The sequence below is a fragment of the Actinomycetospora chlora genome (genome assembly GCF_039542135.1).
Taxonomy (GTDB): Bacteria; Actinomycetota; Actinomycetes; order Mycobacteriales; family Pseudonocardiaceae; genus Actinomycetospora; species Actinomycetospora chlora.
On the sequence record NZ_BAABHO010000003.1, the window covers coordinates 54,348 to 78,825 of the forward strand.

25 protein-coding genes are annotated in these 24,478 nt (G+C 76.1%); 7 read left to right on the forward strand and 18 right to left on the reverse strand.

Going from position 1 to position 24,478, the window contains the following annotated elements; all coding sequences use genetic code 11:
* Positions 1–6: 6 nt before the first annotated feature.
* Positions 7–1,149, reverse strand: a complete 1,143-nt coding sequence (locus ABD994_RS02510; RefSeq protein WP_345410945.1) for an acetyl-CoA C-acyltransferase — start codon at positions 1,147–1,149, stop codon at positions 7–9.
* A 95-nt stretch (positions 1,150–1,244) separates the two neighbouring features.
* On the opposite strand from ABD994_RS02510, the gene ABD994_RS02515 reads away from it, so the two are divergent.
* Positions 1,245–1,481 carry a type II toxin-antitoxin system Phd/YefM family antitoxin gene (locus tag ABD994_RS02515; RefSeq protein ID WP_345410795.1) on the forward strand — a complete coding sequence of 79 codons (237 nt, stop codon included), beginning with the start codon at positions 1,245–1,247 and terminating at the stop codon, positions 1,479–1,481.
* A complete protein-coding gene (locus ABD994_RS02520; protein ID WP_345410796.1) occupies positions 1,478–1,894 on the forward strand; it encodes a type II toxin-antitoxin system VapC family toxin in 417 nt (138 codons plus the stop codon). The genes ABD994_RS02515 and ABD994_RS02520 overlap by 4 nt, the downstream gene beginning before the upstream one ends.
* A gap of 14 nt (positions 1,895–1,908) precedes the next feature.
* Here ABD994_RS02520 and ABD994_RS02525 read toward each other — a convergent pair whose 3' ends face one another.
* Positions 1,909–2,733, reverse strand: coding sequence for an oxygenase MpaB family protein (locus ABD994_RS02525; RefSeq protein WP_345410797.1), 825 nt, complete (start codon positions 2,731–2,733; stop codon positions 1,909–1,911).
* 132 nt (positions 2,734–2,865) lie between these two features.
* On the opposite strand from ABD994_RS02525, the gene ABD994_RS02530 reads away from it, so the two are divergent.
* Positions 2,866–6,024 (forward strand): ATP-binding protein, encoded by a 3,159-nt coding sequence (locus tag ABD994_RS02530; RefSeq protein ID WP_345410946.1) that lies wholly within the window; start codon positions 2,866–2,868, stop codon positions 6,022–6,024.
* On the opposite strand, the gene ABD994_RS02535 is transcribed toward ABD994_RS02530, so the two are convergent.
* From ABD994_RS02535 to ABD994_RS02545, 3 genes are read right to left on the reverse strand one after another with little or no spacing between them, the layout of a single operon-like run.
* On the reverse strand, positions 5,965–6,486 hold the full coding sequence (locus ABD994_RS02535; protein ID WP_345410798.1) for an MSMEG_0567/Sll0786 family nitrogen starvation N-acetyltransferase: 522 nt from the start codon (positions 6,484–6,486) through the stop codon (positions 5,965–5,967). The two genes, ABD994_RS02530 and ABD994_RS02535, sit on opposite strands and share 60 nt — an antisense overlap.
* Positions 6,483–7,631, reverse strand: a complete 1,149-nt coding sequence (locus tag ABD994_RS02540; RefSeq protein WP_345410799.1) for an MSMEG_0568 family radical SAM protein — start codon at positions 7,629–7,631, stop codon at positions 6,483–6,485. Before ABD994_RS02540 ends, ABD994_RS02535 begins: the two co-directional genes overlap by 4 nt.
* Before the next feature lie 28 nt (positions 7,632–7,659).
* Positions 7,660–8,316, reverse strand: coding sequence for a hypothetical protein (locus ABD994_RS02545; RefSeq protein WP_345410800.1), 657 nt, complete (start codon positions 8,314–8,316; stop codon positions 7,660–7,662).
* A gap of 79 nt (positions 8,317–8,395) precedes the next feature.
* On the opposite strand from ABD994_RS02545, the gene ABD994_RS02550 reads away from it, so the two are divergent.
* From ABD994_RS02550 to ABD994_RS02560, 3 genes are read left to right on the forward strand one after another with little or no spacing between them, the layout of a single operon-like run.
* Positions 8,396–9,358, forward strand: coding sequence for a carbamate kinase (locus ABD994_RS02550; RefSeq protein WP_345410801.1), 963 nt, complete (start codon positions 8,396–8,398; stop codon positions 9,356–9,358).
* Positions 9,355–10,953 (forward strand): AllF/FdrA family protein, encoded by a 1,599-nt coding sequence (locus tag ABD994_RS02555; protein ID WP_345410802.1) that lies wholly within the window; start codon positions 9,355–9,357, stop codon positions 10,951–10,953. Before ABD994_RS02550 ends, ABD994_RS02555 begins: the two co-directional genes overlap by 4 nt.
* Complete coding sequence (locus ABD994_RS02560) at positions 10,950–12,116, forward strand: MSMEG_0565 family glycosyltransferase (protein WP_345410803.1); 1,167 nt, start codon at positions 10,950–10,952, stop codon at positions 12,114–12,116. Before ABD994_RS02555 ends, ABD994_RS02560 begins: the two co-directional genes overlap by 4 nt.
* On the opposite strand, the gene ABD994_RS02565 is transcribed toward ABD994_RS02560, so the two are convergent.
* The 6 genes from ABD994_RS02565 to ABD994_RS02590 all read right to left on the reverse strand — a co-directional run bounded on the left by ABD994_RS02565 (position 12,117) and on the right by ABD994_RS02590 (position 16,035).
* Positions 12,117–12,491, reverse strand: a complete 375-nt coding sequence (locus tag ABD994_RS02565; RefSeq protein WP_345410804.1) for a nitrile hydratase accessory protein — start codon at positions 12,489–12,491, stop codon at positions 12,117–12,119.
* Positions 12,488–13,096, reverse strand: coding sequence for a nitrile hydratase subunit alpha (nthA, locus tag ABD994_RS02570; protein WP_345410805.1), 609 nt, complete (start codon positions 13,094–13,096; stop codon positions 12,488–12,490). Before nthA ends, ABD994_RS02565 begins: the two co-directional genes overlap by 4 nt.
* Positions 13,093–13,764, reverse strand: coding sequence for a nitrile hydratase subunit beta (nthB, locus tag ABD994_RS02575; RefSeq protein ID WP_345410806.1), 672 nt, complete (start codon positions 13,762–13,764; stop codon positions 13,093–13,095). Before nthB ends, nthA begins: the two co-directional genes overlap by 4 nt.
* 85 nt (positions 13,765–13,849) lie before the next feature.
* Positions 13,850–14,323 (reverse strand): MSMEG_0572/Sll0783 family nitrogen starvation response protein, encoded by a 474-nt coding sequence (locus ABD994_RS02580; protein WP_345410807.1) that lies wholly within the window; start codon positions 14,321–14,323, stop codon positions 13,850–13,852.
* An 82-nt stretch (positions 14,324–14,405) separates the two neighbouring features.
* Positions 14,406–14,687: a hypothetical protein gene (locus ABD994_RS02585; protein WP_345410808.1), complete on the reverse strand. Its 282-nt coding sequence runs from the start codon at positions 14,685–14,687 to the stop codon at positions 14,406–14,408.
* A 1-nt stretch (position 14,688) separates the two neighbouring features.
* On the reverse strand, positions 14,689–16,035 hold the full coding sequence (locus tag ABD994_RS02590) for an FAD-dependent oxidoreductase (protein ID WP_345410809.1): 1,347 nt from the start codon (positions 16,033–16,035) through the stop codon (positions 14,689–14,691).
* A gap of 136 nt (positions 16,036–16,171) precedes the next feature.
* Between ABD994_RS02590 and ABD994_RS02595 the strand changes: the two genes are divergently transcribed.
* Entirely contained in the window at positions 16,172–16,792 is a 621-nt protein-coding gene (locus ABD994_RS02595) for a helix-turn-helix domain-containing protein (RefSeq protein WP_345410810.1), read from the forward strand.
* Here ABD994_RS02595 and ABD994_RS02600 read toward each other — a convergent pair.
* Genes ABD994_RS02600 through ABD994_RS02630 form a run of 7 tightly spaced genes read right to left on the reverse strand, consistent with a single transcriptional unit; the run spans position 16,723 to position 24,439 of the window.
* On the reverse strand, positions 16,723–17,538 hold the full coding sequence (locus ABD994_RS02600; RefSeq protein WP_345410811.1) for an oxamate carbamoyltransferase subunit AllH family protein: 816 nt from the start codon (positions 17,536–17,538) through the stop codon (positions 16,723–16,725). The genes ABD994_RS02595 and ABD994_RS02600 overlap by 70 nt on opposite strands.
* A 4-nt stretch (positions 17,539–17,542) precedes the next feature.
* Positions 17,543–18,955, reverse strand: coding sequence for a YlbE family protein (locus ABD994_RS02605; RefSeq protein WP_345410812.1), 1,413 nt, complete (start codon positions 18,953–18,955; stop codon positions 17,543–17,545).
* Positions 18,952–20,463: an argininosuccinate lyase gene (locus ABD994_RS02610; RefSeq protein ID WP_345410814.1), complete on the reverse strand. Its 1,512-nt coding sequence runs from the start codon at positions 20,461–20,463 to the stop codon at positions 18,952–18,954. The genes ABD994_RS02605 and ABD994_RS02610 overlap by 4 nt, the downstream gene beginning before the upstream one ends.
* Entirely contained in the window at positions 20,447–21,412 is a 966-nt protein-coding gene (locus tag ABD994_RS02615; protein ID WP_345410815.1) for a 1-aminocyclopropane-1-carboxylate deaminase/D-cysteine desulfhydrase, read from the reverse strand. The genes ABD994_RS02610 and ABD994_RS02615 overlap by 17 nt, the downstream gene beginning before the upstream one ends.
* Complete coding sequence (locus tag ABD994_RS02620) at positions 21,409–22,749, reverse strand: class-II fumarase/aspartase family protein (protein WP_345410816.1); 1,341 nt, start codon at positions 22,747–22,749, stop codon at positions 21,409–21,411. The genes ABD994_RS02615 and ABD994_RS02620 overlap by 4 nt, the downstream gene beginning before the upstream one ends.
* Complete coding sequence (locus tag ABD994_RS02625) at positions 22,734–23,654, reverse strand: DUF7714 family protein (protein WP_345410818.1); 921 nt, start codon at positions 23,652–23,654, stop codon at positions 22,734–22,736. Before ABD994_RS02625 ends, ABD994_RS02620 begins: the two co-directional genes overlap by 16 nt.
* Positions 23,651–24,439 (reverse strand): phosphosulfolactate synthase, encoded by a 789-nt coding sequence (locus ABD994_RS02630; RefSeq protein WP_345410819.1) that lies wholly within the window; start codon positions 24,437–24,439, stop codon positions 23,651–23,653. The genes ABD994_RS02625 and ABD994_RS02630 overlap by 4 nt, the downstream gene beginning before the upstream one ends.
* Positions 24,440–24,478: the final 39 nt, after the last annotated feature.

Below are 24,478 nucleotides of genomic sequence, written 5' to 3' on the forward strand. Positions count from 1 at the left end.
AGGGTGTCAGACCCTCTCGATGATCGTGGCGTTGGACTGGCCGCCGCCCTCGCACATCGTCTGCAGGCCGCGGGTGCCGCCGGTGCGCGCCAGCTCGTGGACGAGCTTGGTGGCGAGCACCGCGCCGGTCGCGCCGAGCGGGTGCCCCATGGCGATGGCGCCGCCGTTGACGTTGGTGCGCTCGAGCGGCGCGCCGGTCTCCTGCGCCCACGCGAGCACGACGGGCGCGAAGGCCTCGTTGCACTCGAACAGGTCGATGTCGTCGATCGTCAGCCCGGCACGGCGCAGGACGTCGCGGGTCGCCGGGATCGGGCCGGTGAGCATGAAGACCGGGTCCTCGCCGACCACCGACAGCGTCGTGATCTTCGCGATCGGCGTCAGCCCGTGGGTGTGCAGCGCCGCCTCCGACGCGACCAGCAGCGCCGCTGACCCGACCGAGACCTGGCTGGACACCGCCGCCGTGAGCTCGTAGCCCTCGCGCAGCGCGGGCAGCGTGGACATCTTCTCCACGTTCGCGTCGGGCCGGATGCCCTCGTCGCGGTCGAGGCCGTTCAGCGGGGCGATCTGGCCCGTGAACCGGCCCTCGTCGGTGGCCCGCGCCGCGCGGCGGTGGCTCTCGACGGCGAACTCCTCGAGCTGCGGGCGGCGCAGGCCCCACTTCTCGGCGATGAGCTGCGCGCCGCGGAACTGGCTGATCTCCTGCTCGCCGTAGCGCCCGATCCAGCCCGGGCCCTCGCGCCGCGTGCCCATCTTCTCGAGGACGGCGGCGTTGGCGTCGATGGGGACGATCGCCATGTTCTCCACGCCCGCGGCGATGACGAGGTCCTGCGTGCCCGAGAGCACGGCCTGCGCGGCGAAGTGCAGCGCCTGCTGCGACGACCCGCAGGCGCGGTTGATCGTCACGCCCGGGACGTGCTCGGGGAAGCCGGCCGAGAGCCAGGCCGTGCGCCCGATGACCCCGGCCTGCGGACCGAGCTGGCTCACGCAGCCCATGAGGACGTCCTCGACGGCGCCGGGGTCGATGCCGGTGCGCTCCACCAGGGCGGTCAGCGCGTGCGCGCCGAGGTCGGCGGGGTGCACGTCGGCCAGCGCGCCCTTGCGCGTCCCGACCGGCGAGCGGACGGCGTCGACGATGTAGGCCTCGGTCACGGCCACGGGACCTCCTCGGCGAGGGTCGGGAACGGGTCGATTCTCGCCCACCGCCCGCCGAATCGGGGTGTCTCACCGGTGATACGCTGTGTGGCGTGGACGACGTCACGATCCGCGAGCTCCGCAACGCGGGCGGCGAGGTGCTCGCCCGCGTCGCCGCCGGCGAGTCGCTCACGGTCACCCGCGACGGCGAGCCGGTCGGTGAGCTCCGACCGCTCCCCCGCCCGCGTCTGACGCGCGAGGCGCTGCTCACGCGGTGGCAGGCGTTGCCCGTGCTCGATCCCGCGGCCTTCCGCGCGGACGTCGACGGCGTCGCCGACCCGTCGCTGTGACCGCCGCGGCCGACGCCGACGGCCTGCTCGACACCAGCGCGGTGATCGCCCTCCCGCGCCTGCGGGACCCGGCGCTGCTGCCGCGCACGCCCTGGATCTCCGCCGTCACGCTCGCCGAGCTCTCGGTGGGCCCGCTCGTCGCGCGCACCGAGGCCGAGCGCGCGGCCCGGCAGGCGGTGCTCCAGCAGGCGGAGGCCGACTTCGACCCGCTGCCCTTCGACGCCGCCGCCGCGCGCGCCTTCGGCCGGGTCGCGGCCGCGCTGCGCGGGGCGGGGCGCACGCCGCAGGCGCGCAGCTACGACGCGATGATCGCCGCCGTCGCCCTCTCCCGCGCGATGCCGCTGTACACCGCGAACCCGGGCGACCTGCCGGAGCTCGACGGTCTCGTCGTCGTGGCCGTGCCGGCGGGGTGACGGCCGCCCGAGCCTCAGCCCGCGGCGCGGGCCTCGCGGACGAGGCGGCGGGCGCGGGCGACGTCCGGCGGGGCGGGGATGTCGGGCAGGATCGTCGTGGCCTTGTAGAGCGCCCGCAGGGCGAGGGTGACGCCGAGGTCGGTGGTGGGCAGGCCCGGCAGCCCGTACATCCTGCGCGCCCAGCGGGGCAGCGTGGCGAACGAGATCGCGGCGATCGACGAGAGCGTCACGGCGATGCCCGTCGGCGCGCTCGGCTGCGGGGTCAGCAGTCCGCCGACGCCGTGGCGGGCCTCGTCGGTGAGCCGCAGCTGCGGGCGGAGGCGGTCGAAATAGGCGGCGAGCTCGGCCCGCGACGCCGGCACGATCGCCGGGTCCAGGCCGACGACCTCGGCGGCCCGCACGCTCTCGGCGACGTAGGCGTCCGCCTCGGCGTCGTCGACCACCCCGGCCCGGCGCGCCACGGAGACGTACGAGTCGATCTCGGCGTTGTGCACCCAGAGCAGGTTCTCGGGGTCGTCGAGGGCGATCACCGAACCGTCGGCGTCCCGGCCGCGCAGCGAGGCGTGCAGGCGGCGCACCCGGCTCGCGGCGTTCTCCACGTCGGCCGTCGAGCCGAACGTGCGCGTGCCGACGAACCCGACCGTGCGCTGGAACCGCGGCCAGGCCTTCTTCGGGTCGAACAGCGCCGAGTTCTGGTAGGTCGCGCGCATGACCTGCGGGTGCAGTGACTGCAGCAGCAGCGCCCGCATGCCCGCGACCCACAGCACGGGCTCGAGCTGCACCCGCCACGTCACCGACGTCGGACCGAACAACCCGTCCCGGAGACCCTCGCCGTCCACACCACCAGCATCCACGCCCACGCACGCGGGGTGTCCGGATCGGGGGCGTCCAACCGCGCCCGGCACCCGACGTGGGCCTCCGGCCGCGATGTGTGACCGCGACCATCCCGCCGGTCGTAGCATCACCCGGTGATGACCACGGGCGGCCTGCGGATCCGGCTCGTCGGCCGGTTCGCGGTCGAGGGCGTGGACGAGCGCGCCCCGGCAACGGTGCCCCACGGCCGCGCCCAGCGGCTGCTGGTCGTGCTGGCCGCCCACCAGGGCCGCTTCGTGCCCGCCGACACCCTCGTGGGCGCGCTCTGGCCCGACGGCCCGCCCGACCGAGCCGGCCGGAACCTCGCCGCGCTGGTCAGCCGGCTGCGCCGGGCCGTGGGCCGCGCGCGGATCGAGGGCGACCCGGGCGGCTACCGCCTGGTCCGCGACGCCACCACCACCGTCGACGTGCACGAGGGCCTCGCGCTGGTCGAGGAGGCCGAGCGCGACCTCGAGCGCGGCATGGTCCTGCGAGCGGTCACGGGTGCGCAGGCCGCGGAGGACCTCCTCGGGCGCGGGACCGCGCTGGTCGGCGAGCCCGACGCGCCGTGGGCCGAGGAGATCCGCCGCCTCGTGGCCCTGACGCTCTCGCGCGCCCGCTCGTGCCACTGGACCGCCGCCCTCGCCCTCGGCGAGGACCGCACGGCCATCGACCTCGCCGGGCGGGCCCTGGCCGCCGACGCCCTCGACGAGCCCGCCTGCCGCGCCCTCATGCGCGCCCACATCCGCCAAGGCGCCGACGGCGCCGCGCTCGCCGCCTACGAGCAGCTGCGCCGTGCGCTGTCCGAGGAGCTCGGCGCCGACCCCTCCCCGGCGACCCAGGAGATCTACCGCTCGTTGCTGCACCGGGACGACCGCGCCGACGCGCCGGGGACGGCCGTCCACGGGCGCGATCCCGAGCTCGCCCAGCTCCGTCGGGCGTGGTCGGCGGCGACGCGCGGCCACGGAGGTCTCGTCCTCGTCACCGGCGAGGCGGGCATCGGCAAGAGCGCGCTCGCGCGGGTGCTCGCCGGCGAGGCGCGGGCGGCGGGCGGCACGGTGGTGGAGGTCCGCTGCTACGAGGCCGAGCGGTCGCTGTACCTGCAGCCGCTGGCCGAGGCGGCCCGGGCACTGACCGGCCGACAGGGGGGTGACGGGGGTACGCCCCTGCTCGGCCCGGCCGAGGCCGAGGCCCTCGGCGAGCTGGTCCCCGAGCTCGCCGGGCGCGGCGGGGACGGCACCCGCCGGGCCGCCGACGAGCTGGGTCGTCGGCGGACCCTGCTCGCGCTCGCCGAGCTGTTCGGGCGCAGCGCGGAGGTCCACCCGGTGCTGCTCGTCGTCGAGGACCTGCACCACGCGGGCCAGACGACCGTCGAGGCCCTGCACGTGCTCGCGACGCGCCTGGCCGCGCGCCGGGTCCTCGTGCTGGCCGTCGAGCGTTCCGCCGAGGAGCGCGGCGCCGCCGAGGGCCTGCTCGACGTCGCCACCCACCTGACGGTCGGGCCGCTCCCGCAGCGGGCGGTGACCGCGCTGCTCGTGGCTTCCGGCCGCGGGTACGACCCGGACGCGTTCTTCGCGTGGACCGGCGGCTCCCCGTTGCTGGTCGGCGAGCTGCTGCGCCACCCCGGACCGGCGCCCGGGGCCGGGGCGGGCCCGGTGGTCCCCGGCACGCTCCACGACCTGCTCGACCGCCGCCTCGACGACACCGCCGAGGACGTCACGGTCCTGCTCGGCCAGGCCGCCGTGCTCGGGTCGTCGTTCTCCCTCGACGACGCGTCCGCCCTGGCGGGCGTGGGCCCCGAGGAGTGCGCGCGGCGCGCCGAGCGCGCGGTGCGGGCGGGGCTCCTCGCGCCCGACGGCGGGCGCTACCGCTTCGCCAACGACATCGTCCGCGCCGTCGCCTACGCCCGCGCGGAGCTCCCGGTACGCGTGAGCCGCCACCGGCGCGCGGCGGAGCTGCTCGCCGACCGGCCGGAGGCGGCGGCAGGGCACCACAGCGCCGCCGGCGACCACGCCGCCGCGGCGCGGGGGTGGCTCGGGGCCGCCGACGCCGCGCACCTCTCGTTCGCCCACCTCGAGGCCGAGCGCCTGCTCACCTCGGCACTGGCGAGCGCGCAGCGGGCGGGCGACGTCGCCCTGCGCACGACGGTGCTGCTGCGCCGGGGGCAGGTGCGCTGCGACCTCGGCCGGTTCGACGAGGCGCACGCCGACCACGACGCCGCCCTGGTCCTCGCCCGCGCGCTGGGCGACGAGGAGCTCGAGGCGCGGGCGCTCGAGGCCCTGGGCTGGACGGCCCTGTGGGCGCGCGACGCCTTCGCCGCCGTCGACCTCGCCGAGCGGGCCGGGCACCTCGCCGAGTCCGCCGCCGCGGCGCCGGGCGCGCGGCGCAGCTCGCTGCTGCTGCTCGGCCGGGTCCGGCACTGGGACGGCGACTACACCGGCGCCACCCACGCCTACCAGCAGGTGCTCGCCGTCGGTACCGACGACGCCCTCGGGGCGGTGGCGATGGCCTACCGCGGCGCCCTGCTCCAGCACATGGACCGCTTCGCCGAGGCGCGTGCGGTGCTGGAGCGCGCCGTCGCGCTGTGCCGGGCCACCGGCGAGTTCCGGACGCTGCTGCAGAGCCTGTTCTTCTGCGGGCTCGCGCGCGGCGACGCCGGTGACTTCGCCGGCGCCCTGCGCGCCCTCGACCGCGCCCGGCGGCTCATCGACGACGCCGGCGTCGGCTACTACCGCGCAGGCATCGAGACCACCACATCGTGGTTGTGGCAGGAGCTCGGCGACCTCCGGCGGGCCTACGAGCACGCCGAGGTCGCCGTCGACCTCGCCCACCGCGGCGGCGGCGCCCTCGAGCTGGAGCAGGAGCTGCACGCGCTGCTCGCCCTCGCCGACTGCCTGCTCCTCGACGGCAAGGACGACGACGCCGGCGCGACGGTGGAGGCCGCGGCCCCCCTGCTCGACCGGTCGCTGCCGTTCCGCCCGCGCGCGGCCATGCGCCTGGTCGAGATGCAGGCGCGCTGGGAGCCGGCCCGGGCCGAGGAGCTGCTCGGGATGGCCCGCGCCTACCGCTCGACCAAGTACGAGGCCCTGGCCCTCACCCACCTCCACCGTGACGAGGAGGCGGCGGCCGCCGCCGTGCGCACCCGCTCGGACCTGGTGATCGCGCAGGTCGGGGCACCCTCGACCCGCACGCCCGCGCGCGACCGCATCGCCGCCGGGCTACCCGCCGAGCTGCGGGGCCGGTTCGTCGAGCAGGGGCGCCTGGCCGTCCCCCGCTGAGGGCCCCAGCCCGATCGTCATCAGCACGTGCGGGTGGCCGGCGTACTGCTCGGCGCCGTGCGCGACCCAGCCCAGGCGCTCGAAGAAGCGCTGGTTGGCGGGCTGGACGTGCGCCACCATCCGCCGCCCGCCCGCGGCCGCCGCCGTCGCCACCGCGAAGCGCACCAGCGGCGCGCCCGCGCCCGCCGTGCGCCACCGGTCGAGGACGGCCAGCCGGTCGCCCTGCCAGGTCCCCGTCGCCGGGTCGAGCGGGAAGAGCCGGACGGTGCCGACCACGGTCTCCCCGACACGGGCGACGACGTGCCGCACGTCGTCGCGGGCGTCGTGCGGGTCGAGGTCGTCGCCGGTGAAGATGCCCTGCTCGGCGACGAACACCGCGCGGCGCACCCGGTGGTGCTCGGCGAGCTCGGCGTCGCCGGTCGCCACCGCGCACACCACGGAGCGCGCGAGCGAGCGCGTCACGACCCGCTCCCCGGGCGGCGCCCGATCTGCAGCAGCGGCTGCACGGCGTTCAGCGCCGAGCAGGCCTGGCAGCGCGCGCAGCCGGCCACCGCGTCCGCCGACGACATGTTCCGCTCGGTCATGTACGCCGCCACCTTCTGGTACACGCGGTCGGTGTACGCCGCGTCCGGCGGGGTGGCGTCGGCGAGCAGGCTCCCGGCGACCGGGCGCAGCGGCACCACGAAGGGGTAGACCCCGATGTCGATCGCGCGCCGGCAGCCCTCGACGGTGAGGTCCGGGTCCTCGCCCATGCCGAGGATGACGTAGGTCGACACGCGGCCGCGGCCCCACAGCGCGACCGCGCGCTCCCAGGTGCGGTAGTAGGTGTCCAGGCCGGTGCGCGCCTTGCCCGGTGCGACGCGGGCGAGCACCGCGGGGTCGAACGTCTCGACGTGGATGCCCACCGCGTCGGCCCCGCCGGTGCCGTGGACCTCGTCGAGGATCGCGAGGTCACGCGGCGGCTCGAACTGGATCTCGACGGGCAGCCCCGCGGCGTCCTTGACGGCGCGGCCGCACCGCGCGACGTAGCGGGCGCCGCGGTCGGCGGCGACGGAGCTGCCGGTGGTCAGCGTGGCGTCGACGGCGCCGTCGAGCTCCTTCGCCGCGACGGCGACCTCGGCGAGCTGCTCGGGCGTCTTCCGGGCCACGGTGGACCCGGCGTCGAGCGAGACCCCGATCCCGCAGAAGGCGCACTGGTCGGCGGTGTTCCAGTAGTTGCACGCCTGCACGACCGTGCTCGCCAGCGAGTCCAGGTGCAGCAGGGCGATCTTCCAGTACGGGGTGCCGTCGGCGGTGGTGCGGTCGTAGAAGCGGGGGCGCCGCGCGCCGGTGACCGACGCGAGCCGCACGTCGTCGCGGTAGAGCCCCTGGGCGCCGTTGTCCTCGGCGCGCAGCACGTACGGCGAGCCGCTGCTGGTCGGCACGGTGACCGGGAAGCCCTCGATCCACAGCATGCCGGCGTCGGTGGGCCCGGCCCCGCCCGTGCGGGTCTCCACGGCCGTCTCGAGACGGATGCCGGCGCTCTGCACGGCCACGATGACCGACGCGATCGCCGCCGGGTCGGGCACGTCCGCGGTCAGCGACCCCGGGTCCACCACGCCGGTCATGCCCCACCCGCCCTACGTTGACGAAAAGCTACGGCCGTCTCTTATCGGAAAGCATCGTGTCGCCGCCGTCAAGGGACCCGATCTCGGCACGGCGGCGCGCGCGCTCGGCCCGCCACGCGGCCGCGTCGGCGAAGGCGGTCTCCGCGCCCTCGTCGTCCGCCTCGCCCGCCAGGGGGTCGCCGGTCGCCGCGTCGAGGACCACCTCGCCCAGCGCGTAGGGCTCGTCGCCCGCGTACGGGTCCGCCGTCGCGACCAGCGCGAGCCCCGTCGCGAGGTGCATCTCGACCGTGCGCTGCGACGACCCCGCCGTCTCGTCGAGCACCACCCACGTCTCGCCGGCCGCCCGCGCCGCCGCGATCGCGGCGATCCGCCGGTCGCGCGCCCGCGCGGCGATCAGCTCGTCGCCGCGCACGGCCAGGGCGGCCTCGAGCACCCGGCGGTCGCCGTCGGGACCGAGCAGCGGGGTCGGGTCGGCGTCGAGGGCGAGCAGGCTCTCGACCGTCGGCGTGCACGCGCGCACGCGCTCGAGCACGCCGCCGACGAGCCCGGCGACGCGCCGGTACTCCTCGCCGTCGACGACGGCGATCGACCACACCCGGTCGCCGGTCGCGCGCCACCGTGCCCGCGCCCGCTCGAGCGCGGTGCTCCCGGTGGCCCCTTCCGCGGAGGGCGACGGACCGCTCATGATGTCCACTATAGTAGACGGACCGTGCTCATCATGGAGACGGCGCCCCGCCACCCGCGACCCCGGGAGTGATCCACAGATGCCCAGGACCGCAGTGGTCGCCCTCGGCGGGAACGCCATCACCCGGGGCGGCCAGGCCGGGACCTACGCCGAGCAGGCCGCCAACGCGCACGACATGGCCCGTGCGGTCTGCGCGCTGCGCGACGCCGGGTGGAACGTCGTGCTCGTCCACGGCAACGGGCCCCAGGTCGGCAACCTCGCCATCCAGCAGGACGAGGCGGCGTCGATCGTCCCCGCGCTGCCGCTGTTCTGCGTCAACTCGATGACCCAGGGCCAGCTCGGCAGCCTGCTGAGCCTCGCGCTGCTCGCGGAGGGGCGCGGGCGGCTGCCCGGCGTCGTCTCGGTGGTCACCCACGTCATGGTCGACCCCACCGACCCCGCCTTCGAGCGCCCGAGCAAGCCGGTCGGGCCGTACTTCACCCGCGACCAGGCGGCCGACCTCGTCCGGGAGCGCGGCTGGGACATGGTGCGCGACGGCGAGCGCGGTCACCGCCGCGTCGTCCCCTCGCCCAAGCCGGTCGGGATCGTCGAGGTCGACGCCGTCCGCGCGCTCATCGAGCAGCACATGATCGTCGTCGCGGGCGGGGGCGGCGGCATCCCGGTGATCGCGGGCGACCACGGCCTCGAGGGCATCGACGCCGTCATCGACAAGGACTTCACCGCCCAGCGCCTGGCCGCGTCGGTGAACGCCGACGCGCTGGTGCTGGTCACCGACACCGAGAAGGTGTTCGTCGACTTCGACACCCCGGACCGCCGGGCGATCGACGAGATGACCGTCGACGAGGCCGCGAAGCACCTCGAGGACGGCCAGTTCCCCGACGGCAGCATGGGCCCGAAGGTCCGGGCGGCCGTGCGGTTCATCCGCGAGGGCGGCCGCACGGCGGTGATCACGACGGCCGACCGCGCGGGGCCGTCGCTGGACCTGGGCGACGCCTACGGCACGGAACGCACCGGCACGCGGATCGTGGCGGGCGTGCGATGACCCCCTCGACGAGCGCGGCCGTGCTCCTGTTCCCGGACACCTACCTCGACTCGGTCGTGCAGCTCTCGGGCACGCGCGCCATGCGCGAGGTGCCCGGCGTCGACTGGGCGGCGGTCGCGATGGCCACCGAGGCCAACCTCGCGACGCTGCGCGACGAGGGCTTCGACCCGGCCGACTGGGACGGCGCCGGCCCGGGCGACCTGTTCCTCGCCGTGCGGGCCGACACCGACGCGGCCCGCGACGCCGCCCAGGAGGCGGGACGCGCGGCGGCGTTCGCCCCGCGCACGGCCGCCGGCGGGGCCGGGCTCGCCGAGCCCGACCCGCGCTCGCTGGCCGAGGCCGTCGGGCGGCAGGCCACGAGCAACGTCGCGGTGATCTCGGTGCCGGGCGACTACGCCGCCCTGGAGACCCACCAGGCCCTGGGTGCCGGGCTCGACGTGCTGCTGTTCAGCGACAACGTGTCGCTCGACGACGAGGTCGAGCTCAAGACGCGGGCGGCGGCGCTCGGCCGGCTCGTCATGGGGCCGGGGGCGGGCACGGCCATGCTCGGCCACACGTGCCTGGGGTTCGCCAACGTGGTGGCGCCGGTGGCGCAGCGCACGGGAGCGGTCGGTGTGGTCGCCGCAGCGGGCACCGGCGCCCAGGAGGTCGCGTCGCTGCTCGATCGCCACGGCGTCGGCGTGACCCAGGTGATCGGCCTGGGCGGGCGCGACCTCTCCGCGCGCGTGCGCGGGCTCATGGGCCGGCTCGCGGTGCGCACGCTGGCCGCGGACCCGGCCACCGACGCGATCCTGCTCGTCTCCAAGCCGCCGGACCCCGACGTCGCCCGCGCCGTCGTGGCCGAGGCCGGGGACACGCCCCTGGTCGCGGCCCTCATCGGGATGGACGAGTCGCTCGGCGCGCCGGTGACCGTGGTCCAGGCCCCGACGCTCGAGGCGGGAGCGCTGGCCACGCTCGGGGTCCTCGGGCGCCCGGCGCCCGACCCGGCCGCGGGGCTGCGCGCGCAGGTCGAGGAGGCGATCGCGGCGATCGGGCCGGAGCGCACGCTGGTGCGCGGGCTCTACTCCGGGGGCACGCTCTGCTACGAGTCGCTGGTCGTGCTGGACCGGGTGCTCGGCCCGGTGTGGTCGAACACCCCGCTCGATCACGACCTCGCGGTGCCCGCGCCGCCGGGCAGCCACGTGTGCCTCGACCTCGGCGAGGAGGAGTACACCCAGGGCCGGCCGCACCCGATGATCGACCCCGAGGCCCGTCTGGAGCACCTGCGCGAGCAGGGCCGCGACCCCGACGTCGCGGCGATCGTGCTCGACGTCGTGCTCGGCTACGGCGCGCACCCCGATCCCGCGGCCGCGCTCGCGGGCGAGTGCGCGCGCATCACCACGGGCGGCGGGCCGCGGGTCGTGGTCTACGTGCTCGGCACCGAGGGCGACCCGCAGGACCTCGAGGCCCAGCGCCGCGCGTTCCGCGACGCCGGGTGCGTCGTCACCGGGACGGCCGCGCGAGCGGCCCTCGCGGCGGCGGCGATCGCCCGGCGCGAGCCGGGCATCGTTGAACTCACGGCGCTGCCGGCGCAGGCCGCGGAGCGGGCGCGGTGACCGAGCTCGCCCTCGTCACGCACTCGACGTCGCCGCGTGGCGGGATGGTGCACACCCTCGCCCTCGCCGAGGCCCTGCAGGCCGCCGGACAGGCGGTGCACGTCGTCACCCAGGGCGACCCGGCGGCCGGGCTCTTCCGCCCGACCACCGTGCCGTGCACCGTGCTGCCGGCTCCGCCGCGGGGCGGCTCGCTGTCCGACCGGGTGTTCGCCTCGATCGACCTGCTCTCCGGCGCGCTGGGCGACATGGCCTCGCGGTTCGACGTGCTGCACACCCAGGACTGCATCGCCGCGCGGGCGGCCGCCCGGGTCCGGGACGCGGGCGCGCCGGTGTCGGTGGTGCGCACCGTCCACCACGTCGACGACTTCACCACCCGGGCGCTGATCGACTGCCAGCGCGCGGCGATCCGCGAGCCCGACCGCGTGCTGGTGGTCAGCGAGCAGTGGCGCCGGATCCTGCGCGACGAGCACGGGCGGGAGACGACGGTCGTGCCCAACGGCGTCGACCCCGACCGCTTCCCCCCGGTGACACCCGGGCGCATCGCCGAGCTGCGCGCCTCGATCGGCGCGCAGGACCGCTTCCTCTTCCTGGGCGTCGGCGGGGTCGAGCCACGCAAGGGGACGCACGTCGCGTTCGAGGCCCTGGCCCGGCTGTGCGCGCGCATGCCGCACCCGCCGATGCTCGCGATCGTCGGCGGGCACTCGTTCCGCGACTACGCGGCCTACCGCACCGAGACCCTCGCCCGCCTGCCCGAGCTCGGCCTGGAGCTCGGGCGCGACGTCGTGCTGCTCGGCACGCTGTCCGAGGCCGACCTCGGCGCCTGGTACCGCAGCGCGGACGCCCTGTGCTTCCCGTCGCTGCAGGAGGGCTGGGGACTCGCGGTGCTCGAGGCGATGGCCGCCGACCTGCCGGTGATCGCCGGCGACCTCCCGGTGTTCCGCGAGTACCTGATGAACCGCTACGACGCGCTCATGCCGGCCACCGGTGACGCCACGGCGCTCGCCCGCGCGATGCAGGAGATGTACGCCGACCGGGCCCTGCGCCGGCGGCTGCGCGAGGGCGGGCGCAGGACCGTGGCGCGGTGGACCTGGGCGGCCAGCGCCCGCCGGCACCTCGCGGTGTACGAGGAGGTGCGGGCGGGCGCCGCGCGGGCGGCCCGATGACTAGTGGCCGTGGCCGTGGCCGTCGTCGCGGTGGTCGTGACCCGCGGGGCGGGCGGCGAAGGCGACGGAGCGCTCGGTGACGTCCGCGTCCCCGATCGCGCCGCGGTCGACGAGCACGTCCTCGAGGGCGTCGAGCCAGCAGGCGTAGTACCGGAAGGTCGGGTCGTCGAGCCCGTGCTCGGCCTCCCAGGCCCCGATGCGCGCGACGAGCCGGTCGCGGAAGTCGTCCCACGTGAACGCGCCGGCGTCGGCGAGGGTCACCGCCATGCCGAAGGCGCGGCTCTCCCAGGGCTCACCGAAGACCAGCTCGCCGTTGCTGCGCGGCGGGGCGGCCGGGCCGGCGGTGTCCAGCACGCTGGTCACGGCCTGCGTCACGGCCCGGCCTCGGTTGGGGAGGTCACCGTCGCCACGCCGACCATCGCGTCGCGGGTGACGAGCGGGGTGAGGGCCTCGGCATCCCAGCCCTCGGTGCCCGCCGGCTGCTGGGGCAGGACCAGGTAGCGCACCTCGGACGAGGAGTCCCACACCTCGATCTTCTTGCCCTCCGGCACCTCGCAGCCCATCTCGCGCAGCACCGCGCGGGGCTCGCGCACGACCCGGGCACGGTAGGCGGGGTCCTTGTACCAGCTCGGCGGCAGGCCGAGCACCGGCCACGGGTAGCAGGAGCACAGCGTGCAGACGACGACGTGGTGGACCTCATCGGTCTGCTCGAGCACCACGATGTGCTCGCCCTGCGGGCCGGCGAATCCGAGCTCCTTGATCGCCGCGGTGCCCTCGGCGAGCAGGCGCTCCCGGTACTCCGGATCGGTCCACGCCCTCGCGACGACCTTCGCCCCGTTGAGGGGACCGACGTCCTGCTCGTAGGTCTTGATGAACTTGTCCATCACCGCGGGGTCGATCAGCCCGCGCTCGACCAGCAGCGACTCCAGCGCCTCCGTGCGCCGGGCGGGCTCGGGACGACGGGCGGGGGCGTCGGTCACCGGTCACTCTCCAGGTACGACTCGAACAGGTCCACGTGCACGGTGGACGGCTCCGCGTCGTCCCCGAAGAGCTCGGCGGAGTCGAACCCCACCGTGTAGACGTACTGCGGGTTCTCGCCCTGGAACACCGCGTGGGTGTCGGGCAGCAGGTGTCCCGGCCGCACGGCCGTGACCGTGCCCCGCCGGCCGCGCACGTAGCCGGGCAGCTTCGAGGGCCCCTGCGGGCGCGGGCTGGTCGTCGTCCGCACCGCGTCGCCCGCGGCGAACCGCGGCGGGCCCTCGACCTCGCGCAGCGAGCCCGGGCCGCTCGGGGCGTAGTCGGGCTTCTCCGGCTCGGGGAACTCCGGCTCCTCGACGTCCTCGCCGGCCAGCCGCCGGGCCCGGGCGTCGACCGCGCCCGGTGCCAGGATCCTCGAGTCCTGCAGCATGAGCTCGGCGGCGTTGAGCCAGCGGCCGTAGTAGCCGTCGGCGAGGTAGGACACCGGGTCGAGCCGTTCGAGCGCGTAGCGGAACGCGTCGAGGTTGCGTCCCGAGATGCGGCCCATGGTCAGGACCGTCATCGCGAAACTCCGGCCCTCCCACGGCTCGGCGAACGGCGGCTCGTCCGGGGTAGGCGCCGTGACGGGGCCCCACCCCGGTGCGCCGCCCATGTCGGCCAACGGATCCACGTGCGCTCCCTCCCTGGTGGTCGGCGCCCGGCCGGGGCGGCGCCCCGGTGCGCCGCCCCGTCTCCTCCGACCGACGGCGTCGTGCTCAGACGGTCCAGGTCTGCATCACGAGGGCACCCTCGCGACGCGCGGTGAGCTGGGCGTCGAGGACGTCGAGCGGGTTGATGGGCTTGACGCCCTCCATCATGTCGACCTCTCGCATGCCGTAGAGCATCGCGGCGGAGAAACGACAGGCGTAGATGTGGCCGCCCTCGTCCATGAACGTCTGGAGCTGCTTGTTGTAGCCCAGCGCGCCCGGGAAGCCCTCGTCGCCGACCTTCGGGTAGCCGCGCGAGGCGGAGGCCATCAGCGACCCCGGCCCGAAGAGCACGATGCTGGTGTCGAAGCCCTTCCGGCGGATGCGGGTCGCGGTCAGCATGTTGACCAGGCCCACCGAGCCCTCGTAGGGCACCGTGTGCATGAAGATGTAGGCCTTCTCGCCTGCCTCGGCCTGGATGTCGTCGAAGACCTTGTCCTCGTAGTCGACGATCGCGTCGCCCTTGCTGACACGCTCACCCACGATCTGGACCACTGGTACCCCTCGTCTCTGTCGTCTGCGGTGCTGCCGGCGGGCGGGTCCCGCCGCGGTCGGTGGGCGGTGCTCAGACCGCCGGGTCGCGGCGCGCGGGCGGCGGCGCCCAGGTCCGGCGGTGGCTGCCCGGCATCGCGCGGAGGATCCGGTGGCGCAGGGGCCAGGGCAGGGCCCGGTAGACCGGGGCGAAGACGCGCAGCCAGGCGATCTCCAGCGCACCGTGCGGGCGCGCCGGGGCGCGCGTGCCCGGGTAGCGCTTGGCGAGCTGCTCGTGGGCGCCGACCATCAGGTAGTGCTGGGAGTTCTCGCGCAGCCAGCGCGAGAAGGAGGGCCTGGATCGTCCTCTGGCCATCTCAGAGCTTCCCGGCCTTCCGCAGCTCGTCGAGCCCGTTGGTCGCGGCCACGACGATCGGCTCGTTGAGCGCCCCGATCGCCGGGGAGTAGACGTTCTCCATCGCGGCGAGGTCGTGGAACGTGAAGCCGTGCTTGACGGCCATGGCGAGGAAGTCGGCCCGCTCCTTGATGCCTTCCTGGCCGACCATCTGCGCGCCGATGAGGCGCAGCGAGCCGGGCTCGGCGAGCAACTTGACCTTCACCGGCTTGACGCCCGGGTAGTAGCGGGCGCGCGAGATGCCCTGCGCCTGGCCGAGCACGTACGGGATGCCGAGCGCGGTCGCCGTGGTCTCGCCGAACGACGCGCCGCCGATGACCCACTTGCCGGCCGGCGTGCCCCACGGCACGTAGACCGCCTTGTAGGTGCGGGTGCCGCCCCCGGCGCTCGAGCCCGCGGTCTTGCCCTGGGCGTAGGCGTGGCTGCCGGTCAGGCCCTGCAGGGGCACCCGGGTCAGCCCGTGGGGGACCTCGACGGCGTCGCCCGCGGCGAACACGCCGGGAACCGACGTGGCCATCCGTTCGTCCACGACGATGCCGCCGGTCGAACCGATCTGCAGGCCGGCCGCCGCCGCGAGCCGGGCGTTGGGCTCCTTGTGGGTCGCGACGACGACGAGGTCGCACGGGATCTCCCCGTCCGAGGTGGCCACCGCGTTGACGTGGCCCTGGCCGACGAAGCCCTTGAGCGTGGTGTTGAAGTGCGCGACCACCCCGAGCTCGCGCCACGACTCCTCGACGGGCGCCATGATGTCCGCGTCGGCCATGTCGGCGAGCGGCCACGGGTGGGGGTCGATCAGGTGCGTCTCGATCCCGCGGTGGGCCAGGGAGGTCGTCATCTCGACCCCCAGCGGCGTCGCGTGGACGACGACGGCCTTCTTGACCGAGTCGAGGACCTTGTCCCACTCCATCGCCCGGCGGATGTTCTTGACGTAGTAGAGGCCGTCGAGGTCCCCGCCGGGCACGCCCGGGTCCGCGTACTCGAAGCCCGTGGCGACGATCAGTGTGTCGTAGCCGACGGTGCCCTCGCCCTCGACGGTCACGGTGCGCGCGCGGGTGTCGATCGCCGACACCGTCGTCTCGTAGTGGACGTCGATGCCCACCTTGACGTACTGCTCCTTGGTGGCCAGGAACAGCTTCTCGAAGTCGGGGATCTCGTGGCCGTGGACGTAGGGGATCCCGCACGGGCTGTACGCGACGTCCTCGAACTCGGTGTAGACGACGACCTCGGCGTCCGGCGCCACGGCCTTCACGCCGCCGGCGGCGCCCAGCCCGGCGGCCCCGCCACCGATGATCACGGTCTTCTGCGGCACACGGACCTCTTCCTCGACCCCTACGATGCGTGGCTCGGAGCCGGTCGACGTCCAGCGCCGGATCCGACAGGATGTCCACCAAAGTTGATGCTTGTTGACCATACTGACCGCGTCGTGGGTGTCAAGGAGTAGCGCCGTGGCCCGATCGACCGCCGAGCCGGCACCCGAGTCGTCGCCACCCGGCGCGTCACCACCCGGCTGGGAGTCGGTGGTCGACGCGATCGGTCCGAAGGTGCGGGACCTGCGGCAGCGGGCGGGCCTGTCGCTGCAGCAGCTCGCCCGGCGCGCCGACGTCTCGGCCGCCGCGATCCACAAGGTCGAGCGCGGCGACATGGTCCCGACGATCACGACGCTGCTGAAGCTGGCCGACGCGCTCGAGCGCCCGATCGGCCACTTCGTCGGCGACGACGGGCCGGCCGCGGTGGCCAGCGTCGTCCCGGCCGGGGCGGGCGCGGTGGTGCCGACCGAGGAGCCCGGCACGGTCCGCACCGCGCTGACGGCCGCGCCGGAGCGGTTCCGTGTCGGCGGCACGCTGGTCGTCGTCGACGTCGACGGCTCGGGGTCGTCCGAGGGCCGGGGTGCCGGCGAGGAGCTCGTGCACCTGCTGGAGGGCACGCTCGCGTTCGAGGTGGCCGGGGAGCGCCACACCATCGGCGCCGGCGACACCATCCAGTACCCCGCCGACCGTCACGTGCGCTGGCGCAACGACGGGCCGGCGGTGGCCCGGGCGGTCTGGCTGACGACCCGCGGGAGCTGACCCGCTCCCGTCCGGCACAGCCCCAGCGCCAGGCCGGCGCCGAGGTGGCGGCCGGAGTCGGCGCCGACGGCGTGCAGGCGGGCGAGCGCCCGCCGGGCCTCGGCCGCGTCGCCCGCGGCGACGGCGTCCAGCCAGTCGTGCGCGGGCGCGATCGACTGCCCGCGCGCCGCCCACGCCAGGAACGCCCGGGACACCTCGGTGGTGCGGACGCCGGCGACGAGGTCGGCCAGCCCCGGCTCGGCCGGCTCGCCGCCGGCGATCCGGGCGACGAGCACCAGCCCGGCGAGGACGTCGTCGCCCGCCGGGGTCAGGCCGGGGCCGCGGCCCCCGAGCTCCGCGGCGAGCTCCTCGAGGGTGGTCCGGGTCGGTTGCCCGGCCACCGCGTCCAGCGCCGGCCGGAGCAGCGCGTCGTCGACGGGGCCGAGCGCGGGGGCACTCCCCCGCCACACCGTGCCCGGGCCGCCGACCGCCCAGCGTGGCCCGGCCAGCGTCGACCCGTCGCCGGTCACGCGCTCGCCCGCCCGGCAGGCCGGCAGGTCGGTGACGCGGACGTGCAGCGGTCCCGGCTCCACCCCGGGCGCCACGAGCGCGACGAGCTCCCCGTCCTCCCCCGATGGTCCAGCTCCGCTCCGCTGCGTGTCCAACCGCAGGTAGGCCGCGCGCCGGTGCACCGACACCACCCGCCCGGTCACCGGGCGGCGCAGCAGCGCGGCGGCCCCGAGCCCGGCGTCGAGCACGGCGACCACGGCGTCAGCCCTGGGCGAGGGCGAGCAGCGCGTCGGTGAAGCACGCGAGCGGGGCCGTCGCCACGCCCGCGCCGACCTGCCCCTCACCCGTGGCCGCGGCGAGGATGCCGGTGGTGACCTTGGGTGTCACGCCGGTGGCCACCACGCGGCGCAGGTCCACCCCGACCGGCGTGCCCGTGAAGCCGGCCGCCGGCAGGGTGAACCGACTGCTGGTGCCCGCGCAGATGCGGCGGAAGCCGTCGGTGGCCGCGGCCGCGTCGGCCATGCTGCCGCCGAGGAACGCCGCGACGGCCGGCGAGTTCGCGGCGGCCGGCCCGCCCATCCCCACCAGCTCGAGCACCGCGCTGTCCCCGATGTCGCGCGCGGCGTCGTCGGGGCTGTGGCCCGAGTAGTACAGCGCCTCGCCGACCGGCGGGGCCTCGGTGGTGTACCAGCGGTCCGAGCCCGGCAGCCGGATCCCGAAGGTCGTGCCGTTGCGCGCCATCGTCGTGACGATCGTCGACCCGGGTACCCGCGTGGCCCACAGCGTCAGCGACTTCGCCGCGGCCATGGCCGGGGTGAGGAAGAACAGGTGGTTGCCGGCGAGGAAGTCGGCGAACGGGCCGCGGACGTCGTCGGGCAGGGCGGCGACGTGGCCCACCCAGCTGCGCACGAGCAGGTTGGTGGCGGCCTGGGTGCGCATGTGCAGGTCGTCGCCCATCGCGATGCCCTGCGCGGCCACGGCCAGGACGTCCAGCGGCCCGGACCGGGCGAGGACGGCGGCGAGCGCGGGCCCGACGACGTCGCGGAGCAGGCGCAGGCGGGCGATCGCGGCGTCGGTGTCGCGGCCGAACCACGGCACCTCGCCGGGGCCCTGGTTGACCGGCGCGAACGCGCGTACCGGCCCGCCTCCGTCGTCGGGCGCCGTCTCGACGACCAGCACCGGCGCCGACGGCCCGATCGCGCTGGCCATGGGCACGACGGTGTCGTGGTGGTTGGCGGGCTCCAGCCGGACGTCGCCGGCGGCGAGCAGGCGGTCGGCCTCGGCCGTGTCGGCGGCCCAGCCCTCGGCGACGGTGGCGGCGCGCATCGAGCGGCGCAGCGGGTCGCACACCTGCTCCCAGGCGATGGACGGGCCGCAGTGCAGCAGCATCCGGCCGCCGACGCCGGGCACGACCTCGTCGGCGCGGCGCACGGCGGTCAGGAACGGCACCCCGGTGTCGAGGCGGCGCAGCACCTCGGTGTTCGCGGCGTCGATCCGCTCGTCGGCGTACAGGCGGGTCAGGGCGCGCACGGCCGCCGGGTCGCCGGCCGCGGGCGGGCGCCAGTCGACGTGGGTGACGGTGCCACCCTGGGCCCGGACCGCCTCGGCGAACATCGGCAGGCCGACGTTCACCACGGCGATCTCGTCGGGCAGGGCGCGGACGGGTGCGCTCATGCGGTGTCCTCCATCGCGGGGTCCGTGGCGGCGCGTACCGCCTCGAGCAGGGCGTTCTCGGCCCGGTCGAACGCCGCCAGGCGCTCGCGGGCGCGGTCGTCGAGGTCGTCGAGCCGGCGGGTCAGGTCCGTCGTCATCCGGTGCACCGCGGCGGGTGCCGCACCGCCCTGCGCGTCGCGGGAGAGCACGATCCGCCACGGGTCGAGCGCCTCGGTGAGGTCGCGTCCGGCGAGACCGAGGGCGTGCCCGGTGTGGTCGACGGCCGCGCGGTCCAGCATCTCGCCGGTGATCTCCACGCCCGGCACGCCCGCGCGGCTCGCGGCCCGCACGGCCCGGCCGACGACCAGGTAGGCGGTGCGGTAGTCGACGTCGCAGGTCTGCACGAGGTGCTCGGCGAGGTCGGTCGCCTGGCTGTAGCCGCCGCGGACCTCCTCGGCCAGCCGCGCGCCGTTGACGCGCAGGGTGCGCACGACACCGGCCGACAGGCGCGTGATCCGCACGGCGAGGTCGAGCGCGCGGGGCACCTCGCCGTAGGCGTAGATGAGGTTGTCGCTGCGCGCCGAGGGGCTCTTGCTCACCGCGAGGAAGCCCGACAGCCGCCCGATGAGCACCCCGGACGCGCCACGGATGATCGAGAGCGAGTACGGGTTGCGCTTCTGCGGCATGAGGACGCTGGCGCGGGTGAAGCCGTGGTCGAGGTCGACGTAGTCGAACTCGCTGGACGACCAGATCTCCAGGTCCTCGGCGAGCTTGGACAGGTTCGACACGAGGCTCGACGCCACCGCGAGCACGGAGATCAGCCCGTCGACCTGCCACATCGCGTCGCGGGTGTGCTCGATGACCCCGGAGAACCCCAGCGACTCGGCCACGAACGCCCGGTCCTCGAGCAGCCGCGTGCCGTTGACGCAGCCGGCGCCGCCGGGGCTGGTGTCGACCCAGTCGAGCTCGGCGAGCAGGCGCTGGGCGTCGCGCACGGTCGAGTAGACGAACGAGAGCAGGTAGTGGGCGAACGTCGAGGGCTGCGCGTGCTGCAGGTAGGTCTGGTCGGGCATCACCGTCTCGACGTGCTCCTCGGCGCGCGCCACCGCGTCACGGCCGAAGCGGACGGCCTCGGTGACGAGCTCGGCGATCTGGTGGCGCACGTGCAGGCGCAGGGCGATGCGGACGGCCTCGCGGCGCGGCCGGCCGGCGTGCAGCCATCCCGCGACGTCGCCGAGGTGGGACACCGACCACGCCTCGCGGGAGTTGTACGGCTCGCCGAGCGCGGGGTCGTACGGGAACTCGTCGGCGGGCGTCGCGTGCGCGACCAGCAGCAGCTCGAGCAGCGCCCGCCGGGCGGCCGGTGGCACGAGCCCGCGCCGGGACAGGTCGAGCACGTGGGCCATGTCGGCGAGGTTGAGCCCGCGGTGCAGGAACGGGGCGTCCGCGTTCTCCAGCGCGAACCCGGAGTCGACGAGCTCCGGGGCCGGCCCGCCCACGGGCGGGCCCTCGTCACGGTGTGCGCTCACGGATCTCCTCGTCGTGGGCCTGCTCCCCGGCGTGCGCCAGGGCCGACGGGATCCCGCCGGTGAGCCAGAACAGAGCGGGGCGCGGGTCGGTCCCCAGGTGCTCGACGAGGACGGCCGCGGCCTCCGCGCCGTAGGTGTCGTCGAGCAGGAGTCCCTCGGTGCGGCGGACGAGGGCGGCGGCCGCGCGGTCGGCCGGGGACGCGACGCCGAAACCGGGGCCGCGGGCGTCCACGATCGTCAGGAGGTCGGCGCGCGGCGGGGCGCCGGCGGTGGCGGCGGCCAGGTCCAGGACCGTCGCGGTGATCTCGTCGGGCGGGCGGCTCACCGACACCCCGAGCACCGGCCAGTCGGCTCCGGCCGCGGCGAGCCCGGCGAGCAGCCCGGCCACGCTGCCACCGCTCCCGACCGGGATGACGACGGACGCCGGGGGCTGCGGCTCCGGCCACTGGGCGACGACCTCGGCCGCCGCCGCGGCGAACCCGGCCGCCCCGACCCGCGTCGACCCGCCGCGCGGCACCGCGAGCGGGCGCCGTCCCTCCCGGGCCAGGCCGGCCGCGAGCCGCTCGACGGCGGCGTCGATCCCCTCGCGCGGCCCGTCGAGCGGGTGCAGGACCGCCCCGGCGTCGGCGGCCAGGGCCAGGTTGGTCGTGCGGTGGGCACCGCCGGCGACCACCAGCTCGCAGTCCATCCCCGCCACGGCGGCCGCCAGCGCCGCGGCGGCCACGAAGTTCGAGTCCGGCCCGCCGCCGGTGACGAGGACGTCGGCGCCCCGGGCGAGCGCGTCGCCGACGAGGTGCTCGAGCGCGCGGGCCTTGTTGCCCGCGACGCCGAACCCGGTGAGGTCGTCCCGCTTGGCCCACAACGGGCCGCGGCCCAGCGCCGCGGCGAGCCGGTCGAGGCGGGTCAGGGGGGTCGGCAGCACGGCGAGGGGGAAGCGCGCGGACGTCACGGCGTCCCCTCGCCCAGCCGGGCCACCGTCGCGTCGACCATGGCGACGGCCAGGCGGTCGGCGGGGCGCTCGAGCCAGGCCCGGACCTCGTCGCGGCCGGCCACCCCGCGCCCGGCGAGCTCGTCGGCCAGGTCGCCGCCGCCGGCGAGGACGTCCTGGAGGAGCTCCTGCGCGGCGTGCTTGCCGAGGCGGCGCGCCAGCGCCGCGAGCACCCGCTCGGAGCCCAGCCGGTCGCCGTGGCGGGCGAGGTTCGCGGCCATGGCGTCGGCGTGCACCTCGAGCCCGTCGAGCAGGGTGCGGGCGAGCGACGTCGCCGTCCCGACCAGCAGGCACACCTCGGGCAGCGCAGCCCACTCCGCCTTCCACGCCCGACCGTCGCGCTCGTGCGCCGCGACGACGCCCTCGAGCAGCACGCCCGCCGACGAGCGGGCCAGCCGCGCGAGGGTGTCGAGGTGCTCGGAGACCTCGGGGTTGCGCTTGTGCGGCATGGTGATGCTGCCGACCGCTGTCGGGGTGGTCGGCTCGGCGAGCTCGCCGATCTCGGGGCGCGCCAGCTCGTAGACCTCGCCGCCGACGCGGGCGAGCGTGCCCGCCACCATCGCCAGCACGCCGCCGAACTCGGCCACGCGGTCGCGGCTCGTGGTCCAGGACAGACCGGGGTCGCCGAGCCCGAGCTCGGCGCAGAACGCCGCGCGCAGCGCGAGCGGGTCGACACCGTCGTCGTCGTGGAACGCGAGCGCCCCCACCGCGCCGGCGAGCTGCCCGACGGCCCACCGTGGGCGCCCCTCGGCGAGGCGCGCCAGGTGGCGCGCCAGCTCGTCGGCCCACGACGCCGCCTTCAGCCCGAACGTCACCGGCGCCCCGGGCTGGCCGTGGGTGCGGCCCGCGATCGGCGTTGCTCGGTGGGTCGCGGCGAGCGCCAGCACCCGGGCGAGCAGCGCCCGCACGTCGCGCGCCACGAGGTCGCCCACGTCGCGCATGACGGTGCCGAACCAGGTGTCCGTCACGTCCTGGACGGTGGCCCCGTGGTAGACGTGCCCGCGGGCCGACGGGGGCAGCACCGCGTGCAGGCCCCGGATCAGCCCGAGCGTCGAGTGCGAGGTCAGGCGGGTCTGCGCGGCGACCTCGTCCCAGTCCAGGCGCTCCACCCGCGCGCCCTCGGCGATCTGCTCCGCGGCCTGCACCGGCACGATCCCGGCCCGCGCCTGGACGCGGGCCAGCGCGACCAGGACGTCCAGCCACGCCTGCCAGCGCGCCCGCTCGCCGAGCAGCGCGTCGAGCTCCGGGGTGGACCAGAGGTGGGCGTAGACCGGCGAGTCGGTCAGGCGGGTGACCACGCGGGCTCCTCCCGCCCCGCCAGGCGCCGCAGCGCCTCGCGGACGTGCTCGAGCGACGATCCCCACGGGACCGACACCCAGCGCGTCGTGCCCGCCGGGCCCTCGACGGTCCCCTCGGCGAGCTCCTCCTGCTGCAGGCAGCACTTGGTCAGCACCGCACCCGGCCCGGACGCGGCCACGGCGGCGAGCGGACAGGTGTCGGCGCCGGGGGCGTCGCGGCCGTAGAACCACCGGTGGATCTGTCGCGAGCGCTCGCAGCCGAGCAGCGTCCAGTCGGCCTCCGGCGGCCGCTCGTCGAGGTAGGACACGACGGCACCGGGCACCTCGCCGCCGCCACCGCGGCAGGGCAGCAGGTAGTGCTGCGCGGGGTGGTCGCGGGCGAGGTCGGCGAGGTCGACGGTCTGCGCGTGCAGCGCCATCGGCGCCAGGTCCTCGCTGACCTCGAGGACCCGGCGGGCCTGGTCGGCGAGCTTGGCCGGGTACGGCGGCACCACCTCGCGCACCACGACGGGCAGCGGCCGTGGCTCGACGATGAAGTTGACGTGCTCGTAGCGGCCCTGGACGACGACCGCCCGGGCGCCCGGGGCGTCGCGGGCGGCCTCGGCGAGCAGCGACGGCACGGCGGTGTCGAGCTCCGGGCGGCGCAGCAGGACGCACTCGTCGGGTCCCGCGAGCAGCGACACCGCGACGATGGGGCTGAAGAGCGCGTCGACGCCGGCGCGGGTGACCGCGAGCAGCGCGACCGGGCCGTCGTCGGTGCCGGGCGGGCGCACGACGAGGAAGCGGGTCTTCCAGTAGGCCTCGCGGCCGAGGAACCGGCGCCGCAGCGTCTCCTCGTCGTAGGGCAGCGGCGCCCGGGCCACCGCGACGCCCCGATAGCGCCCGGGGACGAGGTTCGCGGTCACCGCGCCAGCTCGTCCCACACGGCGGCGCCCACCGTGCTGGACGCCGTGTCCGAGCGCAGCCCCAGGCGCAGCGTCTCGAGCCCGAGGACGTCGTCGAGCGCGACGTTGCCGATGTTGACGTCCGGGCCGAACCGGCGCACGAACCACGCCTGCTGGGCCGCCCGCGGCGCCTCGAACACGAGGTGCTCCGGCCCGACGGCCTCGACGAGGGCGTCGACGACGTCCTCGCGCACCTCGCCGTCGGCGTCGAAGATGCCGACGGTGCCGCTCTGGCGGCCCTCGGCGACGACGAGGCGCGCACCCGCCTCCCGGTCGGCGGCCGCCTCGTCGCGCCACTGGTCGAGGGTGTGCTGCTGGTCGGGGTCCTTCGCCCCGACCTCGGTGATCACCGCGAAGCGGTCGGCGGCCCGACGGACCAGGGCGCGCTTGTCGGCGACCGTCATCGGCACCGTGCCCCGTGAGACCTCGACGTGCCGGAACCCGACCGCGTGCGCCCAGACCAGGCACTCCTCGGCCACGCCCTGGGCCCAGGCGATCTCGAGCAGGGTGCCGCCGAGGCAGGACCCGACGCCGTGGCGCGCGAGCACGGCCAGCTTCTCGCCGACCCGCGGGTCGACGTAGGCGGTGCCCCAGCCGGTCTTCCAGATGTCGACGCATGCTCCCGCGCCGGCCAGCAGATCGGCGGCCGCCGCCGGACCGACCCCCGGGTCGAGGACGTGCGTGAGCCCGGTCGTCCGCGGCGCGGACGTCCGGGCCGGCAACGTCAGGAAGTTCGGGGTCGCCATGCGTCGATGTTAGATCACATAATGGACGTGCAACCACCA